Origin of the sequence: Pseudomonas sp. PDM28 (assembly GCF_019219115.1) — a bacterium.
Lineage (GTDB): Bacteria > Pseudomonadota > Gammaproteobacteria > Pseudomonadales > Pseudomonadaceae > Aquipseudomonas > Aquipseudomonas laurylsulfatiphila.
On sequence record NZ_JAHUWG010000006.1, the window covers coordinates 476,310 to 494,770 of the forward strand.

An 18,461-nucleotide genomic window follows, 5' to 3' on the forward strand; every position below is an offset into this window, starting at 1 on the left:
CACTTGTTGATTCCTGAGGCCCACTATAGATTGGCGTTCACGCACTCCATATTGGCGTTTTCCCAAGTGATCAATGCAACCACGCACTATCGACTGGACTATCCGGACCTGGCACTGACCCTCGCATTGGTGCGCGGCGGCTCTCTGGCCCGGGCCGCGCAGCTGTTGAAGGTGGACGTCTCTACGGTGTTTCGAGCGGTGCGCCGGCTGGAGGCAGCGCTGGGTCAGCAATTGTTCGAAAAAAGCCGCGCCGGTTACCTGCCCACCACCCTGGCGCAGTCACTGGCCGAGCAGGCCGAGCGCGCTGAACAGGCGCTGGAGGCGGCGCGCATCGGTGTGGAGCAGGGCGGTGAAGTGATCAGCGGCATCGTGCGCCTGACCTGTACCGATTCGGTCCTGCAAGGTTTGCTGTTGCCGGCGCTGGCGCAGTTCATGCCGAACTATCCGGCGCTGACGCTTGAACTCAGCACGTCCAATGATTTTGCCAACCTCAGCCGCCGGGATGCCGACATCGCTCTGCGCCTGACCCGCACGCCACCGGAGCATCTGGTGGGACGGCGCCTGGCGGATATTGCCTACCGCGTGTGCGCCAGTGAGCGATACCTGCAATCGGTCAACACCACAGACCTGGCCTCATTGACCTGGATCGCCCCTGATGACTTCCTGCCGGATCACCCGACCGTGACCTGGCGTCGCCAGGCCTTGCCGGGCGTAACGCCGGGCTACCGTTGCAACAGCATGTTGTCGGTTACCGAGCTGGTCAGGGCGGGGCTGGGTGTCGCGGCGTTGCCGGACTTCTTGATTGGCGAGGGTCTACGCCCGCTGGGCGAGCCCTTGCACGGATATGACACCGCGCTGTGGCTGCTGCCCCGTCCCGACTGCCGAGCCTTGCGCTCGGTGGTCACCTTGTTCGATGAGCTGGGGCGGGCGCTGAAACTGCCGTGAAACCGTTCAGGCCTGTGGCTCATCCTTGCGCACGAAGTGTTGATGCATTTCCGAAGTCAGGTTTTCGATGCGCTCGGTGAGGGCCTTGGTCATCTCCGTGAGGCGGGTGTTCTGCTCAAGCAACTCCAGCAGTTGCGCGGTGTTTTTCGCGGCTTCTGCCTGCCGCTCACTGTTGGCGGTCGCCAGCGCTTCACGGTGCTGCGCATCGGCATCGGATTGGGCTTTGTCCCGCGCGGCCTGACGTGTCTGGGCCAACAGAATCAGTGGCGCGGCATAGGCCGATTGCAGGCTGAACGCCAGGTTGAGCAGGATGAACGGGTACACATCGAAGTGGGTGATTCCGGACGCGTTGAGGCACACCCAGACCACCACGATCAGCGTTTGGGCGCCGAGAAAGGTCGGGGTACCGAAGAACCGCGCAAAGGCTTCGGCGCGCAGGGCAAACTTGTCATTGCCAAAGGTCGGCGCGAGATGGGCGTGATGGCGATGGAAACGCAGGTGATCGACGGGGGCGGCGGTGGCGTTGTCTGTTGGCGTGGTGTTCATGGTGCTCTCTGCTGGGCGCTGGGACTGAGGCTCACTATAGCCCCAGCGTCATTCGAGCAGCGTAATCGCCAAGCGATCGCATCATGCGCTCGACGTTTCCAGGCTGGTGTTGTTTGTGTTGACGCTGACCTTGTTGCGTCCGGTATTTTTCGCGGTGTACAGGGCTTTGTCCGCGTCATCGAGCCAGGCCGTTGCATCGGTGAACGACGGTTGGTACGCCGCCAGACCGATGCTCAGGCTGACCCGCAGTTCGGGCACTTCCCCATGCCGATAGTCTTGCAGCACGCTGCGCAAACGCTCCATCACGTCCACGGCCTGATTCAGCGGCATGTTGGGCAGAATCACGCAAAACTCATCACCGCCATAGCGACCGGCCAGGTCGCTTTCGCGCAGGTTGCATTTGAGCTCGACGCTCAACTGGCGCAGCACGGAGTCACCGATGAGATGACCGTAGGTGTCATTGATGGCCTTGAAATGGTCGATGTCGATCAGTGCAATGACGGCCTGCTCATGACGCTGGCTGCACTCGCGAAACTTCAGTTGCAGCAAGTCCTTCCAGGCACCGTGGTTGAGCAACCCGGTCAAACTGTCGGTGCGGCTCAGGGCGCTCAGGGTACGTTTATGTTCTGAAAGCTTGATCGCCAACCGGTAGCAGACCATGCCCAACGCCAACGGGTAGAGCGTCAGCATCGGCAAGCACGCCCACACCTGCAATTGCGTGGTCGACAGGGTGAATGCCGCGCCGAACAGCGACCAGGCAATCAGCACGCCCGCCGCTTGGCTCAGGCTACCCAACAGGAACATTCGATGGCCGCCGGCGGCGACATTGTTCATCGCCATCATCGCCAGAATGGTCACGGTGCAAAGCGGATTGAACTGGAACGTCGCAACCCAAAAGCCACCGCACAGCGAATCGTAAAGCAGATTGCGGCGTTCGGCTTTGTAGGGAAAGGCCGAGCGGCTCGACAGTTGATAAGCGAGATGCGGCCAGACAAAACCGTTGAGCGCCAACAAAACCCAGACCCAGATCGGCAGGTGCAACGGGTACAGTGCGGCGGCCACACTGATACTGCCGATGCCCAAGCCAATGGTTCGAGGCATGTAGATGCGTCTGGCAAATGACAAACCCTTGCCGTGTTGTCTATCCATAATTTCCTGCACCAGATTCATTCTGAAACACTTTACTGCATGGGGGCGGAATTACCGTTCATCGGTAAAAGCGGTTCACATTGTCATTTATTCCAGCCGGAATAATCAGTGTCCTTCGAAGCCATTTAATGTCGGCAAGTGCTGTAAACGGCTGAACTAGAGCTGGTAATAGCCCAGGAACATGTCCAGAGCGGAATCCGCCACCGTGTTTTGCTCCTCGGCTGACAAGCCGGGTTGGCCCATGGAAATCTGCGGCCAGAATGCAAAAGACTTGAGCAGGCCATGGATCTGTTGAGCGGCGAACTCAGGCGCCACGGCTTTCAATCGGCCATCGGCCTGTGCGGCCCGAATCCACACCGTCAGCCCTTCTTCGCGTTCGCCCATTCGCGCCACCATATCCTGCGCCCGCTCCGGGGAATGAATGGTCGCCGCTATTGCCACCCGAGCCAGATCGAGAAAATTGTCATCGCCCAACATTTGCAACTTGGCCATCAGCAACACGCGCAATTGGTCGCGCAACGGCAGGTCGGAACGGTAGGCCGTTTCCTGTTCTGCCGTCACCCGGATCCATAGTTGATTGAGGATCTCGGCGAACAACTCTTCCTTGCTGGGAAAGTGGTTGTACACCGTGCGCTTCGACACGCCGGCAGTGGCCGCAATCTTGTCCATGCTGGTGATCTCGAAACCGTTGTTACGGAACTCGATGATCGCGGCTTGAATGATCGCTTGGCGTTTTCGGTCGGTGAGGCGCTGTGGAGCTGTCATAAGTACGCTTCGGCAGGAAGAAAAGGGAAACTACACTCAGCAGTTTACTTGTCATCGACTTTGATGCAACCTAGAAACTACACTGTGCAGTGTAATGTTTTGTTAATCCTGCCCGGTAAAAATAGAAAGTCCGGCTGATGCGTGCGTGCCTTGGCCATTTATCGTCCCAAAGAGGTAAATCGCGTCAAACGCGGTTTTTCTGGAGTCATTCAGTCATGGCCAATTCAAACTCCCCGGCGGACAACGCCTCCACACCTGAAGCGTCCCGACAGGCTCAAGGCCAGTATCAGAACTTCACGCCGGTTCAACCTTTGAGCTTTGGCAAAACCATGGGCATCCTGTGGAACGCGCTGTTCCACAAACCGCAAAACACCCGCCCGAGCGCCCCCGTCCCGGTGCAAGCCCTGACGCAAGCCGCGCTGATCGCAGCGCCCAACCACAGCGTCTATCGCCTGGGCCACTCCACGGTGCTGCTCAAGTTGCGCGACAAATTCTGGATCACCGACCCGGTCTTCGCCGAGCGCGCCTCGCCCGTGCAATGGGCCGGCCCCAAGCGTTTCCACCAGCCACCGATCAGCCTGGAGGAATTGCCGCCGATCGAAGCGGTAATCCTGTCCCACGACCACTACGATCACCTGGATCATGCGGCTGTGTTGAAACTCGCGGACAAGACCAAACACTTCCTGGCCCCGCTGGGCGTAGGCGACACCTTGATCAAGTGGGGCATCGCCCCCAGCAAAGTCCGCCAACTGGATTGGTGGCAAGGCACGGAAGTCGAGGGCATCCGGTTCATCGCCACCCCATCGCAACATTTCTCCGGCCGTGGCCTGTTCGACAGCAACAGCACCCTCTGGGCCTCGTGGGTGATGATTGACGGTGACACGCGCATTTTCTTCAGCGGCGACAGCGGCTACTTCGACGGCTTCAAACGCATCGGCGAACAGTACGGCCCATTCGACCTGACCCTGATGGAAACCGGCGCCTACAACGTCGACTGGCCGCACGTGCACATGCAACCCGAACAAACCCTGCAAGCCCATATCGACCTCAAGGGCCGCTGGCTACTGCCGATCCACAACGGCACCTTCGACCTGTCGATGCACGCCTGGTACGAACCCTTCGACCGCATCCTGGCCCTGGCCTGGGAGCGCAATGTATCGATCACCACACCGCAGATGGGAGAGGCGTTCAATTTGATGCATCCGCAGCGTGGTGGTGCGTGGTGGCTGGCGGTGGAAGGGGAGAGTGAGCGGGTGGTGCAGAACGCGTAGAGTGATTGGTTGAGTTGTAGGCCTCAGCTAAAAAACACTTCAATTCGGCCCTCTTTGCGTGAGCGCGGGGCCGACTTGACCACGATTTGCACATCCCGTCCGAGAAGTAACAGGCATTCCATCATCTTGGCCTCACTGATCCCACGAAATTTTCCGCGCAACATTTCAGATAGCTTGGGCTGTGACAGACCTAAAATTTCGGACGCCTGAACCTGGGTCAAATGGCGGGCTTTGATGATTTCGCCAATTTTTGCGGCCAACTGGGATTTGACTCGCATTTCATTGGCGTTGGGTGTCCCGAGATCTTCGTAGACGTTGCCACTGCTTTCTTCGATTTCAATCATGTTCTGATCCTTTTGCGTGTTCCTGCGCCGCTTGAAGTCTCTTCCTGATCAAATCGATGTCGCACTGCGCGGTTTTGATTCCCGTAGTCGACTTTTTCTGAAAACAGTGCAGAACATAAACGGCATTGCCAAAACGAACCGTATAAACGGCGCGATAGGTGTTCGTATCGAAGTCCTCAATCAACTCAAGGACTCCGGCACCACCAAAGCCTTTCAGTGGTTTTGCATCTGGGTGCTTCTTGCTGCTTTGTGCCAGATCAAGAGCGTGGCCAAAAACGTCCTGTACATCTGCGGGCATCTGCTTGAGATCTTTTTTGCTGCTGCTAACCCACAGGAGTGGCTTCCTTGTACTCATGTGAAAATATACCTATTTAGGGATAATCGTCAATCAATGAATTGGCTCACTCCACCATCGCAAAATCCGCCCGCCCAACCGGATTCGGCGTCGACCCTTTCACATTCATCCCTCGACCCGGCGCAAACCCGGGGAAGAACACCAACCCTTCTGATTCGAACCGATAGGCCAATGCCAGGCGCGTGACATCCAGCACCTCCTGGCGTGCCTCGAAGCGTTGAATGGCCTCCACCGAGACTCGGGATTCGCGCGACAGCTCTTCCACACTCCAGCCCAGCATCGCTCGGGCCTGGGCACAGTGGGCCGGGGTGAATTGGAAGAGGGCGATACGTTCCAGGGTGATTTTCATCGCTTGAGAGGCCATGGTGTTCTCCGGGCTCGAGAGTGTTGGTCAAAATATACTGTGTTTTTGTACAGTTGTTTTGAGCCCGGATCAAACGCAATTTTTGATTATTCTTTTCAGGCAGACGAACGGCACTGCATCTATTTGTCCGCCAACCCCGGCGCTTCCCGCACGATAAAGTGATCCAGATTCTCGATGTTGGCGCTGAACACCCCGAACGTCTGCTCGGGGTTTTTCTTGCTCGGCACCTGCTTCAGCTCAGGCGTCACGCCATAAAAGAAGCAATACAATTCCCGCCCGCTCTCGATGGCGTGCTTGATCTCCTCGAGGAACGCCTTGCGCTTGCGGTAGCTGTCGATGAGCTTTTTGCTCAGGTAGACATTGACCGAGTAAGGCCTCTTTTCGAACCAGACCTTCTTCTCGAAATCGATGCGAAAACTCTGGGTGTAGTCCTTGATCTCCTTGACCTTGCCCCAGTAAATCAGTCCCTTGTTGTCCTGCAGGTATTCGATCTTCTTGAAAAACGAGCCGTAAGGCGCGGTGTGCTCGCCAATCTTCAGCGGCACGCGCTTGAGTAAATCCTTGTCGTCGAAGTTCGACACGAAACACTCAACCGGATGGGCGAAGACGCTGGTCTTGTCCGGGGCCGATTCCCTGCCCGGTTGTTCGTCGTTACGGGTCATCGAAGGTGTTGGCGACTCATCCCGCACCCCGTCCGCCGCGACCTTCGGGCTGGACGGCTTGCGCACATACTCACGCCGAGTCAGTAACAATTCCGACGGGAAATGTTCTTCGCGGCTGTCATCCGTTTCCGCCTCATCCACACCTGACGCCGGCGTCTTCAAGCTGACATAAGGGCAGCCCTCGACATGCCGCGTACTCGGCAAGTTCTTGAAGTGCGGCGTGCGCACGTAATTCACATTCTTGGCGTTGAACGTGCCCAACTCGTTGGCCGCATCGAACGCCAGGCGACAGGCATCGTTGGGGCACTGGAAGTGTTCCCGGGCGGAGTCGAAATCCATCGTCTCGTCGAAATTCAGATCCCGAACGTCGTAGATCGACAACTTGTCGTTGAGGCTGAGGCAGTAGGCGAGGTCGAATTTCATGTCGGCTTCCAAGTCCTTTAGGTGAACAGCTTCCAGTGATGGCGCATTCGAAGCAATAGCTACACTGAGATCACTTCGATATCGCCGAGCCTGCACAACCCATCAACGAGGGAATGCTCCATTGTGGGAGCGAGCTTGCTCCGGGCGGCGTTCCGACGATGGTCGTTAACGATGCCGCGTGTTTACTGACTAAACGCGGCGCTCTTGAGTCCATCGCGAGCAAGCTCGCTCCTACAAAAATTTTAATGAACAGCATTACATCAACGAGGGCGGTTAATGAGCCATTCAGATGCTTCGCCGCCCGTTTCGGAACCGGGCCGCATAGCCCGCCGGGACGAACAGACCGGATGGCGCCGCTGGCTGCCGGGATTGGGCGTGCTGCGCGAATACCAATGGGCGTGGCTGCGTTACGACATCGTGGCCGGCCTGGTGCTGACCACGATGCTGGTGCCCGTCGGTATCGCCTACGCGGTGGCCTCGGGCGTGCCCGGCATTTATGGCCTGTACGCGACCATCGTTCCGCTGCTGTTCTATGCCCTGTTCGGCCCCAGCCGGATTCTGGTGATGGGGCCGGACTCCTCCCTGGTGGCCGTCATCCTGGCCGTCATCATCCCACTCTCCGGCGGCGATCCGCAGCGTGCCGTCGCCCTGGCGGGGATGATGGCGATCGTCTCGGGAGCGGTGTGCATCCTGGCCGGTATGGCGCGCCTGGGTTTCATCACCGAGCTGCTGTCCAAACCGATCCGCTACGGCTACATGAACGGCATCGCACTGACCGTATTGATCAGCCAGTTGCCCAAGCTGTTCGGTTTTTCCATTGAGTCCGACGGCCCATTGAGCAACATAGGGGCCATCGCCTCGGCGCTGATGGAGGGAAAGGTCAACTGGACCACCTTCACCGTAGGCGGGCTCACCCTGGCGGTGATCCTGCTACTCAAAAGATGGCCACGACTGCCGGGCATCCTGATCGCCGTGGTCGGCGCGACGGTCGCCGTGGGGGCCCTCGACCTGGCGACACGCGCCGGTGTGTCGGTCCTCGGTTCGCTCCCCCAAGGCCTGCCCGGATTCGCCATCCCCTGGATCACCACCGCCGACATCGTCCCGGTGGTGGTCGGCGGGTGCGCCGTCGCACTGGTCTCGTTCGCCGACACCAGCGTGCTCTCCCGTGTCTATGCAGCGCGGACCCGAACCTACGTCAACCCGAACCAGGAAATGATGGGCCTCGGCATCGCCAACCTGGCGGCCGGATTTTTCCAGGGCTTCCCGATCAGCAGCAGCTCGTCGCGTACGCCCGTGGCCGAAGCCGCCGGCGCCAAGACCCAAATGACCGGCGTCGTCGGCGCACTGGCGGTTGCCTTGCTGCTGGTGATGGCACCGGACCTGCTGCAACATCTACCGTCCAGCGCCCTGGCGGCGGTCGTGATCGCCTCGGCCATCGGCCTGATCGAAATCACCGACCTGCGCCGGATCTATCGCATCCAACGCTGGGAATGCTGGCTCTCGATCGTCTGCACCGTCGGCGTGGCCGTGTTCGGCGCGATCGAGGGCATCGGCCTGGCCATCGTGATCGCGATCATCGAATTCCTCTGGGACGCCTGGCGCCCGTACTCCGCCGTATTGGGCCGCGCCGACGGGGTCAAGGGCTACCACGACATCAAACGCTACCCCGACGCACACCTGATCCCCGGCCTGGTCCTGTTTCGCTGGGATGCGCCCTTGTTCTTCGCCAACGCCGAACTGTTCAGCGACCGCGTGCTGGACGCCGTGGCGGCATCGCCCACGCCCGTGCGCTGGCTGGTGGTCGCCGCAGAACCGGTCACCAGCGTCGACGTGACTTCCGCCGACATGCTGGCTGAACTGGACGACACCCTGCACGCGGCGGGTATCGAGTTGTGCTTTGCCGAGATGAAGGACCCGGTGAAGGACAAGCTGAAGCGGTTTGGGTTGTTTGCGCGGCTGGGGGAGACGGCGTTTTTTCCTACGATTGGGGCGGCGGTGGATAGTTATGTGGCGATGTATTCGGTGGATTGGCTGAAAGGATAGGGGGCCCGCAATTGGACAAGCCCCCATCGCCTGACTAGCGTTGTCTGGCAGATTGAATCGCCGCATGCCCCATATTGTCCAGCCATCCAAGCCTTGATTGCGGTGAAACCCGAGAGGTCGAAATCGAGACTTCACATCAAGGAGCGCACCATGCCGAACAACTGGCCCGACGGAATTGAGCACGTTGTCGTGTTGATGATGGAAAACCGATCATTCGATCATTTGCTGGGGGATTACACCCGTATCAACCCTGCGTGTGACGGTATCAACCGCAACGCGCCCAGCACCAATCCGCTGAAGCTGGCCAATGGCAATTCGACGGTGATCACCCAGGCGTCGGAGTTCCCGGAAAACTACAACCTGTGGGCGCCGCCGCCCCCTCTGCCTCCGGCGCTACCACCGAGCAACAGTGAGGGTTTCGACCTTGGCCATGAGTTCGTCAACGTAGAGACGCAGCTGGGCGTCTCCTTCAAGAGCAGCCCGGCCAATCCCAAGCTCGATGGTTTTGCCCAGGATGCCTACGACAAGGCCCGCAAGGACCTGAAGGTGTACAAAACCTGGTCGCAATCCATGGCCCAGCGGGCGATGAACTACATCCCGTTCGGCGCTAAGCCGGCCGACGATACGCTGCCGGCCATCCACGGGTTGGCGCGCAATTTCACCGTGTGTGATCGCTGGTTTTCCTCGGTGCCAGGCCCGACCTGGCCGAACCGTTTTTTCGCCATGCTTGGCAGTTGCAATGGCCACTTGCTGATGCCCTCGACCGGCACGGTACTGGCCGGCATCAAAAGCCTGATCGCACAGTTCGGCGGCGAGAGTATTTTTTCGCTGTTGCGCAGCAACGGCCACGACGCGCGCATTTACTCCGACGGTGCGGTTCCGCTGGGGGCGCTGGTCAAGGGTGGTTTGCAGCACCTGAGCATCGAGGCCTTCAAGTCGGACGTCGCCGCTGACAAACTCCCCGAACTGTCCTGGATCGAGCCGAGTTATGGCCTGCTCAACGGTAAACTCGGGCCAAACGTGTCCCATCATCCACCCGAGGACCTACGCTTTGGCGATCAGTTTGTCGGTGAGGTGTTCAACGCCTTGTCGGCCAATGCCGCGGTCTGGAACAAAACCCTGTTCGTGCTGCTGTACGACGAACACGGCGGTTTCCATGATCACGTGGTGCCGCCGACTTGCGTGGCGACCGGTTCAACGGTCGATGTGCCCTGGAAAAATCCCTTCACCCGCCTCGGCGTTCGTGTTCCGGCGATCCTGGCTTCGCCGTGGCTCAAGCCCGGCTTGATTCCCTGGACGGGCAACGTCCAGGCGCAGCATTACGATCACACCAGCCTGCTGGCGTTTCTTTGCGACCACTTCAAATTGCCGCGCAGTGCCCTCGGCCCACGGGTAATTGCGGCGCAGCACTTCGGCAATGCGCCTATCTGGCGCGCTGCACCGGGCGTAACGGCTGCGCCGACATTGGCGGCCACCGTGGTGCCAAGTCGTGCCGGGTTGCCATTGATCGAGTCCGAACTGGCGACCCAAAGTCGGCAGGTGGTGGACAGCGTCACCGGTTACCTCGACGGCCTCGATCCCGAGCAGATCTGGAAGAGCAGCGCCCAATGGGTCAGCGGGTTTCTCGGCAACCGCAGCCGAGCCTTGGCTGATCCGGCTCAGGCCGCGCTGACACCCGCCGCGCCCAGTGCCGACAGCCTGGAGGCGAAACTGCGGCGCTTGCAGGATTTGATGGTTACCGCCCAAGGGCAAGCTGTTCCGCCAGTTGCGGCGCCTGCCAGTAAAGCCTTGGCAGAACCAGGGTTGGACGTCGCGCCAACGCGGCTGCGCGTCCTGTGCCTGCCCGGTGTGGGGTTCAGCCGGGCGACGGGCGGGCAGGGTGGCATCGATGCGAACTGGCAGGAGCAGTGGCGCACGTTGATCCGAAATCAATTGGCGCAGAACGGTCGGCTCATCGATGACCAGGACATCGAATTTCTGTCTTTCGATGACCAACTCAAGGACGGGCCGGACTTCGCCCAGATCACCCGAGGCCTGGCGATGCTGAGGGCCGACGCAGGCGGCAAGGCCGACGAGAATTTCGGCAGTTGGGGCCTGCCGGTCAATCAGATGTTGCGCACCACGGTGGGCGCCATCGTGCAATGGATCGAAGACGCCGATTTGCGCACGGCGTTGACTCAACATCTGCTGGCAAAGATCGAGGCATTCAATCCGCAGATCATCTTCGCCCAAGGCCTGGGCAGCCTGATCGGCTACGACGCCCTGCGCCGTTCAGTGGTGAAAAAAGGTTCGGCGCTCAAGCGCATCGATGGCCGCGTGTTCGTCAGCTTCGGTTCACCGATCGCACTGCCGCTGGTGATGCGCGAAGTGTGGGGCGGGCGGGTCCTGCGCCTGAGTGAAAACGGCCGAGGTATCCGCCGTTGGTTCCACCTCTACAACCCCAACGACGGCTTGCTGAGCCGGCCGATCACCTCGCCGGATTCGGCGCGGGTCGACCTGCAAACCGAGTTCAGTGTGCCACTGCGTGATGACCTGCTCGACCTCAATCACGCCGCCCAGGCTTACTTGTCGTCAGCCACCAGCCAGACCGGCCTGTGGCCACAACTGGCCCGCGATGTGGTGGCGGCGCGGGCACTGGAAGTGCCGGCGTTTCTGTCCCGCAGCGGCCAACGCAAACGCCGCGCGCTGGTGGTCGGCATCAACGATTACCTCGACCCGAGCGCACGCCTCGACGGCTGCATCAACGACACCTACCTGATCAGCCGCATGCTCCAGGAAAGCGGTTACGACGCCGGCGACATCCGCTTGCTGCACGACGCCCGAGCGACCCGGGCCAACTTCGTCGAGCGCCTCGAATGGCTGGTGGAAGGCGCCCGCGCCGGGGACGAGCGCGTGTTGTTCTACTCCGGCCACGGCACCCAACTGCCGGTGTACAGCAGCAGCGGCGAAGCCGACTGCATGGACGAAACCCTGGTACTCCACGACTTCGACTGGGACGACGAAAGCACCCACTTCACCGACAAACTGTTCCGCCAGTTCTACAGCCACCTGCCATTCGACCCGGACGGCCACGGCGCCAAACTCACCGTCCTGTTCGACTGCTGCTACGCCGGCGGCATGACCCGCGGCAACGGCCGCGTGCGCGGCATCACCCCACCCAGCGACATCCGCCACCGCATGCTGCGCTGGGACCCCTACGCCGGCGACTGGGACCGCCGCGTCTACGCCGTCGACACCGACCGCCGCGACTTCAGCGAACAAGACAACAAAACCCGCGGCCTCACCCGCACCCGCACCACCCAAGGCGCCGCCACGGGCCTTCGCCCCGAGAAAAAAGCCCAACTGCTGCGCCAGGGCAAACTCTACGGCCACCATGGGCCTTACATGCCCCTGATGCTCTATGCCGCGCGGGAGAACGAAAAAGCCAGCGAATACGAGGTCGGCTCCAACAGCTATGGCGCCTTTACCTACGCCCTGGTCGAACAACTGCGCAAATTGCATCAGGAGGATGCGACGTTGGGGTTTGATCGGTTGATTGAGCGGGTGGGGGGAGTTTTGAGTGCGAGGTCATTGGGGCAGACACCGGAGATTGTTGGGCCGAGTGGGGTTAGGGCGGCGGTGTGTCCGTGGCGGATTAGTGGGTTGGGGAAATGATGCTTTAGCGGTATCGCGGGCAAAGAAAAGGGCCGCAGGAAAATCCAGCGGCCCTGATAACACCAACGTTCCCAAGCCAGCCGCCGAACCCCTGTGGGAGCGAGCTTGCTCGCGATTCGCAAGATCAACACAACAACCAAGCCAGCCACCCACCTTGTGGCGAGGGGGCTTGCCCCCGTTGGGCTGCGAAGCAGCCCCAAAATCCGTAACTCGCGGAGTATCAGACAAACCGAATTATGCGGATTGACGGCTGCTGCGCAGCCGAGCGGGGGCAAGCCCCCTCGCCACGGGTTCTGTTTTGCTCGGTTATTCGGGTTTCAGCCGTTTCACCTTTGTATAAAGCGAAGCGGTGAATTCATCCCGATCACTCGAATGGTGGCAACGTCGATGACAGTTCGGGCACAGCGCTACAGCATTGCTCGGACGGTCCGAACCTTCTTGGGCTAAATGTTTAACGTGATGAACCTCAAGAAACGGCCTGCCTGACTTTTCAAACGGAGCAGGGTTGCCACAGCCTTCGCATTTACCTTCAGCCTGTTGGCGCACCCACGCTCTCACTTCAGGATCACGAACATACGACTTTCCGCTGGACTGAGTTTGCTCTGGTTTCTCAATCCCCTTCGGCTCGACTTTGATCGGTTGTCGCTCAAGCTTTGCAGCTCGCTGCTCGAGCGTCGTTTCGTCCGCTGTCGGGACAAAGTCTTCGGGGGTTACTGGACCTGGAGCATAGAGTGCTTCACGAATGCTCTTCGCAACATTGGCGCCGACATTTTTGGCGGGTTTGTAGCCCTCAATGCGATCACGCCCGAGTTCAACCAATACGGTAGAAATGTTCTGCATCCGAAACTCAACAGAACCTTTGGTCCGACCCGCCAAAGCACCCTCGCGCAGGACGCGATTTTCATGAGCCTTGTTGATCGCCTGACCGTTCTGCTCACGAGACAGCATGCTGAGATAGGCATCCACCGCAGCCTGGATCTCTGCCTCACTCCAATCGCCGTTGCTCTTTTCCGTATCCATACAATCGCCGAGGGTTAAATACCCTCGGACGATACTGAGTGGCCACTACGACTGTCTACGAAAATTCCTACACAAAGAAGAGAAGATTCTTGCAGGTGGTCCTACATGCTAGGAACCTAACCCATCGAGTGCTTCGACGACTTAAACACCCGCGCAACCTTACGCCACCAAGGATTAACCCCCGGCGCCCTATGCGGCGTGTGATCGAGCAACAGGTAAGGCATGTCCCGCAGCCGAATCCAACCTTCATCTTGCCAATGCAGCAGGCTCAGCGACATTTCTGGCCAATCCAACAAACTCAACATCGGCCGATCCGAATTCTCCGACTGCTCCGCATCACGTAAGGCCGGCACCACTTGATGGGTGATCCACTCTCGCAGCAAGCGATTTCCTGGTGCGTAGTGATAGAGCAGCAGCGCATAGACACCGGACTCACTGAGCATCAGCTGTTTTTCCGGTTGCCGGTAATACTCAATCCACAACGGGCGGTGTTGGTCCTTGTCCAGTTTGTTGACCATGCGTTCACTTAGATGGAAACCCATTAAGCGGCCGATATCGCGGGCACAGAACCACGGTTGGTTTTCCAGGAGGAGAGCATGGAGAGGGAGATTGTGGCGGGTGAAGACTGTTACAGAAAAGAGATCAGACATGGCCGATCTCCGTGGTTCGGAGAGTGACGAGAAGGTTGTGTTCCGGCATATCCATTACCTCTACGTTTGGACTTTGACGGGCCTGACCCCAACGTAGAGTGGACATAAGAAGCTCCAACGAGCAGAAGCCTCACACAGCCGTACGATCAATCACCAAGGGTGACTGCTCTTCTGTGTAATTGGCTAGCTTTCTACGTTGGGCGTTTCTTAGGCACCTGCAGTAGAGCTTAGGGCCGAATGGAATGGCTCTCAATACAGAGGGTGCTGGAATACATGTAGGAGGTTTAGCTACTACTGAGATTGCAAGTAAGAGTTTTCCTACCCCACAAAAAAGCCCCGATCAGATCGGGGCTTTCAGATGTTCGATTTGTCGATTCAAGTCGTCAAATCGCGGCTAGCGTGGGAATCAATCCCAGCTAAGCGCACCACCAGTCTGATACTCAATAACCCGAGTCTCAAAGAAATTCTTCTCTTTCTTCAAGTCCATGATCTCGCTCATCCAAGGGAACGGGTTAGTCGTCCCTGGGTATTCTTCCTTCAAACCAATCTGGCTCAAACGACGGTTAGCGATGAACTTCAGGTAGTCCTCCATCATCGCCGCATTCATGCCCAACACCCCACGAGGCATGGTGTCACGCGCGTATTCGATCTCCAGCTGAGTGCCCTGCAGAATCATCTGCGAAGCTTCTTCCTTCATTTCAGCATCCCACAAATGCGGGTTTTCGATTTTGATCTGGTTGATCACGTCGATGCCGAAGTTCAGGTGCATGGATTCGTCGCGCAGGATGTATTGGAACTGCTCGGCGACGCCGGTCATTTTGTTGCGGCGGCCCATGGAGAGGATCTGGGTGAAGCCGCAGTAGAAGAAGATGCCTTCCAGGACGCAGTAGTAGGCGATCAGGTTGCGCAGCAACTCTTTGTCGGTTTCGACGGTGCCGGTTTCGAACTTCGGATCGGAGATCGAGCGGGTGTATTTCAGGCCCCAGGTGGCTTTTTTCGCGACCGATGGGATCTCGTGGTACATGTTGAAGATTTCGCCTTCATCCATGGCCAGCGATTCGATGCAGTACTGGTAGGCGTGGGTGTGGATCGCCTCTTCGAAGGCTTGGCGCAGGATGTACTGGCGGCATTCCGGGTTGGTGATCAGGCGGTACACGGCCAGGACCAGGTTGTTGGCAACCAGGGAGTCGGCGGTGGAGAAGAAGCCGAGGTTGCGCATCACGATGCGGCGTTCGTCGTCGGTCAGGCCTTCCGGGTTTTTCCAGAGGGCGATGTCGGCGGTCATGTTGACTTCTTGCGGCATCCAGTGGTTTGCGCAGCCGTCCAGGTACTTCTGCCAGGCCCAGTCGTACTTGAAGGGTACGAGTTGGTTGAGGTCGGCGCGGCAGTTGATCATGCGCTTTTCGTCAACGGCGACACGGGCGGAGGCGCCTTCGAGTTCGGCGAGGCCTTCGGCGACGTCGAGCGAATCCAGGGCGGCTTTGGCGCGGGCAACGGCGGCGGAGTCAGCGGCGGTCACGGCACGGGCTTCCAGGGCGGCGGCACCGCCGGCGCTGTCGAGACGGTCCATGTTGGCTTCGGTGGCGTGGCCAGCGTTGGCGCTCTTGACTGCTACTTCCGTGTCTTCTTTGTCGAATTCGTCCCAGCTCAGCATGACGTGTCGTCTCCTGCGTGAGGGCCAGAGTGCCCGTGTGAAAATGGATAGGTTGGTTTTTCACACGGCCTTACTGGCCGCGTTGGATCTAAAGGAATCGTTTTTTGCAGCAGCTATACGCAGGCATCAAACAGAATTTTGTACGGGGTTCCGAGAGCCACTGATGGGCGCAGCAAGCGGCAAGCGCCTGTGCGGGGCTTCAGACTGGCTTTTCATCCCTGTAAGGGGATATTGCAGGCCCGTTTAAGGCCGCATTATAGGGAAGTTTTGCGTGCTGTGGTGCGGCGAAATGGCTCACGGATCGGTCGACAGGGGCCGTATTTCGGTCGGAGCGAGGGTTTACAGGGCTTTGAACGGTTTTGGTGGGGGAAGATTTTTTTTCTTAATTTTTTGCCCCGGGAATTTTTTGTACAAGAAATAACCAAAAAGGGCGTTTTTTACTACATCTTGTGTTTCGGTGGGGTTTTCTCAGGCTCCAGACACAACTAAGCCCGACCGAAGTCGGGCTGTGAAGTCACGCGGGTGGATCAGCTCAGGCGACCTGCACCGACGTGATCGGCACCATCGGCGGCGAGGCGGGCGGCACCGGTGTGGTCAGCGCCGTCGGAAGCCAGTTTGCCGGCGCCCACATGGTCGGCACCATCGGCGGCGAGGCGGGCGGCGCCAGTGTGGTCCGCGCCGTCGGAAGCCAGTTTGCCGGCACCTACATGGTCTGCGCCATCGGCGGCAAAAGAGGCTGAACCGGTGTGGTCGTAACCGTCGGAAGCGACAGCCGCTTCAGTGGTGTAAGCGGCCGAGCCGGTGCGGTCGTAACCATCGGCGGCGAAGGTGTTGGCAGCCAGGACGGAGAGGGTCAGGGCGAGGATCAGTTGGGTTTTCATGGTCAGTGCTCCGGATTCGTGGGCGTTGTTTGTCTTGGGTTGAATTGGATGCTACGCCGATTAATTCGATTAAAAAGCGCAAATAAATGCTTAAAGCAATCGAGTTAATCGATAATAAAGGTTCGGCGCTTCTTCTGCCTGATCGCGGCGGGTGGGGCGAACCTTATTGGGGGAGGGTGAAGCAGGGGTCAGCCGTTAGAGCAACCGTTGCCCATCGCGCTGTAACGCAGGATATGCCGTTGACCGTTGGAATCTTCGTATTCCATTTTCATGGGGACAACTTCACAAACATTCGGCGCTTCGCTCATCGAGATCACTTTGGCGATGTCCAGATTCATCGAGTAAGTGTATTCCTCAATAGGCGGTTGTTGCTGCGCGACATCAGTCGGGGCCTCGCTTGCCATGGCGGTTACGCACACGCTGCCGAGGGCCAGAACCAATAAAGCTTTCATTTGAGTTTTACCTTTCTAAGGTCGAGAGGGGGCACGCAATCCTTTTGAGATTGCGTGTGGAGCTTCAGTACCTGGGTGTTTGATTAACTGCCTTCGTGGGGGCTGTAACTTGGTTAATCAGGTTGCCTTGTTGGCGTGGCAGATTTTAGGGGTGATGGATACGTTCATATAGACGTGGTTTTGATAAACACCTTTGACAGATCCTGTAACAATCCCTGAATAGCCTCTTCTTTTGTAGGAGCGAGCTTGCTCGCGATGAGCCAGAGAACACCGCGGGGTGCCAGATTGGGCGCGTTATCGTTGACGACCATCGCGAGCAGGCTCGCTCCTACAGGTACCGCTTTTGTAGGAGCGAGCTTGCTCGCGATGAGCCAGAGAACACCGCGGGGTGTCAGATTAGGCGCGTTATCGTTGACGACCATCGCGAGCAGGCTCGCTCCTACAGGTACCGCTTTTGTAGGAGCGAGCCTGCTCGTGATGAGCCAGAGAACACCGCGGGGTGCCAGATTGGGCGCGTTATCGTTGACGACCATCGCGAGCAGGCTCGCTCCCACAGGTGCCGCGGTGGTATTGGGTTTGACGGGTATTCACGACATTTTGTGTGGGCTTGTTACTACCATCGTCGAATGGTTCTATAGGCCCGGCCCGGCTACAACAGGGTCATACAAAAACAACTATTCCACCGAGGTAAGAAAGATGAGTGCGGCTTCCCTGTATCCCGTTCGTCCCGAGGTTCTGGCCAACACCCTGACCGACGAGGCGACCTACAAGGCCATGTACCAGCAGTCGGTCGTTAACCCGGACGGCTTCTGGCGCGAGCAAGCCAAGCGCCTCGACTGGATCAAGCCTTTCACCACGGTGAAGCAGACCTCCTTCGATGACCATCATGTCGACATCAAGTGGTTCGCCGACGGCACCCTGAACGTGTCCTACAACTGCCTCGACCGCCATCTGGCCGAGCGCGGCGACCAGGTCGCGATCATCTGGGAGGGCGATGACCCTGCCGAAAGCCGCAACATCACTTACCGCGAACTGCACGAGCAAGTGTGCAAGTTCGCCAACGCCCTGCGCGGCCAGGACGTGCACCGCGGCGACGTGGTGACGATCTACATGCCGATGATCCCCGAAGCCGTGGTCGCCATGCTGGCCTGTACCCGGATCGGCGCGATTCACTCGGTGGTGTTCGGCGGCTTCTCGCCGGAAGCCCTGGCCGGTCGCATCATCGACTGCAAATCCAAAGTGGTGATCACCGCCGACGAAGGTATTCGTGCCGGCAAGAAGAT

General features: G+C 58.9%; 18 protein-coding genes. 5 read left to right on the plus strand and 13 right to left on the minus strand.

All coding sequences use genetic code 11. From position 1 onward, the window contains the following. Nucleotides 1-3 precede the first annotated feature (3 nt). Nucleotides 4-945 carry a LysR family transcriptional regulator gene (locus KW841_RS16625; RefSeq protein WP_218478284.1) on the plus strand — a complete coding sequence of 314 codons (942 nt, stop codon included), beginning with the start codon at nt 4-6 and terminating at the stop codon, nt 943-945. A 6-nt stretch (nt 946-951) separates the two neighbouring features. Here the strand turns inward: KW841_RS16625 and KW841_RS16630 are convergent, their stop codons facing one another. The 3 genes from KW841_RS16630 to KW841_RS16640 form a co-directional block, all read right to left on the minus strand. Continuing rightward, complete coding sequence (locus KW841_RS16630; protein ID WP_007972227.1) at nt 952-1,491, minus strand: DUF1003 domain-containing protein; 540 nt, start codon at nt 1,489-1,491, stop codon at nt 952-954. An 81-nt stretch (nt 1,492-1,572) separates the two neighbouring features. Next, nucleotides 1,573-2,640, minus strand: coding sequence for a diguanylate cyclase (locus tag KW841_RS16635; protein WP_218478206.1), 1,068 nt, complete (start codon nt 2,638-2,640; stop codon nt 1,573-1,575). 156 nt (nt 2,641-2,796) lie between these two features. Further along, nucleotides 2,797-3,405: a TetR/AcrR family transcriptional regulator gene (locus tag KW841_RS16640; RefSeq protein WP_218478208.1), complete on the minus strand. Its 609-nt coding sequence runs from the start codon at nt 3,403-3,405 to the stop codon at nt 2,797-2,799. Between the two features lie 215 nt (nt 3,406-3,620). On the opposite strand from KW841_RS16640, the gene KW841_RS16645 reads away from it, so the two are divergent. After that, nucleotides 3,621-4,676: an MBL fold metallo-hydrolase gene (locus KW841_RS16645; RefSeq protein WP_218478216.1), complete on the plus strand. Its 1,056-nt coding sequence runs from the start codon at nt 3,621-3,623 to the stop codon at nt 4,674-4,676. Between the two features lie 23 nt (nt 4,677-4,699). Here KW841_RS16645 and KW841_RS16650 read toward each other — a convergent pair whose 3' ends face one another. The 4 genes from KW841_RS16650 to KW841_RS16665 form a co-directional block, all read right to left on the minus strand. After that, complete coding sequence (locus KW841_RS16650; protein ID WP_116583297.1) at nt 4,700-5,020, minus strand: helix-turn-helix domain-containing protein; 321 nt, start codon at nt 5,018-5,020, stop codon at nt 4,700-4,702. After that, a complete protein-coding gene (locus KW841_RS16655; RefSeq protein WP_116261923.1) occupies nt 5,013-5,375 on the minus strand; it encodes a type II toxin-antitoxin system RelE/ParE family toxin in 363 nt (120 codons plus the stop codon). The genes KW841_RS16650 and KW841_RS16655 overlap by 8 nt, the downstream gene beginning before the upstream one ends. 46 nt (nt 5,376-5,421) lie before the next feature. Further along, nucleotides 5,422-5,739 carry a hypothetical protein gene (locus tag KW841_RS16660; protein WP_007978167.1) on the minus strand — a complete coding sequence of 106 codons (318 nt, stop codon included), beginning with the start codon at nt 5,737-5,739 and terminating at the stop codon, nt 5,422-5,424. A 119-nt stretch (nt 5,740-5,858) separates the two neighbouring features. Beyond that, nucleotides 5,859-6,824 (minus strand): hypothetical protein, encoded by a 966-nt coding sequence (locus KW841_RS16665; RefSeq protein WP_218478218.1) that lies wholly within the window; start codon nt 6,822-6,824, stop codon nt 5,859-5,861. 276 nt (nt 6,825-7,100) lie between these two features. On the opposite strand from KW841_RS16665, the gene KW841_RS16670 reads away from it, so the two are divergent. Both KW841_RS16670 and KW841_RS16675 read left to right on the plus strand, forming a co-directional pair. Further along, nucleotides 7,101-8,867, plus strand: a complete 1,767-nt coding sequence (locus KW841_RS16670) for a SulP family inorganic anion transporter (protein ID WP_218478220.1) — start codon at nt 7,101-7,103, stop codon at nt 8,865-8,867. Nucleotides 8,868-9,017: 150 nt separating this feature from the next. Beyond that, entirely contained in the window at nt 9,018-12,521 is a 3,504-nt protein-coding gene (locus KW841_RS16675) for an alkaline phosphatase family protein (protein ID WP_218478222.1), read from the plus strand. A gap of 306 nt (nt 12,522-12,827) precedes the next feature. On the opposite strand, the gene KW841_RS16680 is transcribed toward KW841_RS16675, so the two are convergent. From KW841_RS16680 to KW841_RS30095, 6 genes are all read right to left on the minus strand, one after another. Then, entirely contained in the window at nt 12,828-13,541 is a 714-nt protein-coding gene (locus KW841_RS16680) for an HNH endonuclease (RefSeq protein ID WP_218478225.1), read from the minus strand. 116 nt (nt 13,542-13,657) lie between these two features. Further along, on the minus strand, nt 13,658-14,191 hold the full coding sequence (locus KW841_RS16685; RefSeq protein WP_218478228.1) for a Bro-N domain-containing protein: 534 nt from the start codon (nt 14,189-14,191) through the stop codon (nt 13,658-13,660). A 406-nt stretch (nt 14,192-14,597) separates the two neighbouring features. Further along, nucleotides 14,598-15,845: a ribonucleotide-diphosphate reductase subunit beta gene (locus KW841_RS16690; RefSeq protein ID WP_007978181.1), complete on the minus strand. Its 1,248-nt coding sequence runs from the start codon at nt 15,843-15,845 to the stop codon at nt 14,598-14,600. 527 nt (nt 15,846-16,372) lie between these two features. Further along, nucleotides 16,373-16,726 carry a hypothetical protein gene (locus tag KW841_RS16695; protein WP_218478230.1) on the minus strand — a complete coding sequence of 118 codons (354 nt, stop codon included), beginning with the start codon at nt 16,724-16,726 and terminating at the stop codon, nt 16,373-16,375. A 188-nt stretch (nt 16,727-16,914) separates the two neighbouring features. Continuing rightward, nucleotides 16,915-17,178, minus strand: coding sequence for a DUF2790 domain-containing protein (locus KW841_RS16700; RefSeq protein WP_007978183.1), 264 nt, complete (start codon nt 17,176-17,178; stop codon nt 16,915-16,917). A 164-nt stretch (nt 17,179-17,342) separates the two neighbouring features. Next, on the minus strand, nt 17,343-17,711 hold the full coding sequence (locus KW841_RS30095; protein WP_371319512.1) for a hypothetical protein: 369 nt from the start codon (nt 17,709-17,711) through the stop codon (nt 17,343-17,345). A gap of 163 nt (nt 17,712-17,874) precedes the next feature. Between KW841_RS30095 and KW841_RS16710 the strand changes: the two genes are divergently transcribed. Continuing rightward, nucleotides 17,875-18,461: AMP-binding protein (locus KW841_RS16710; RefSeq protein ID WP_218478233.1), on the plus strand; the 587-nt coding region annotated here is incomplete at its 3' end.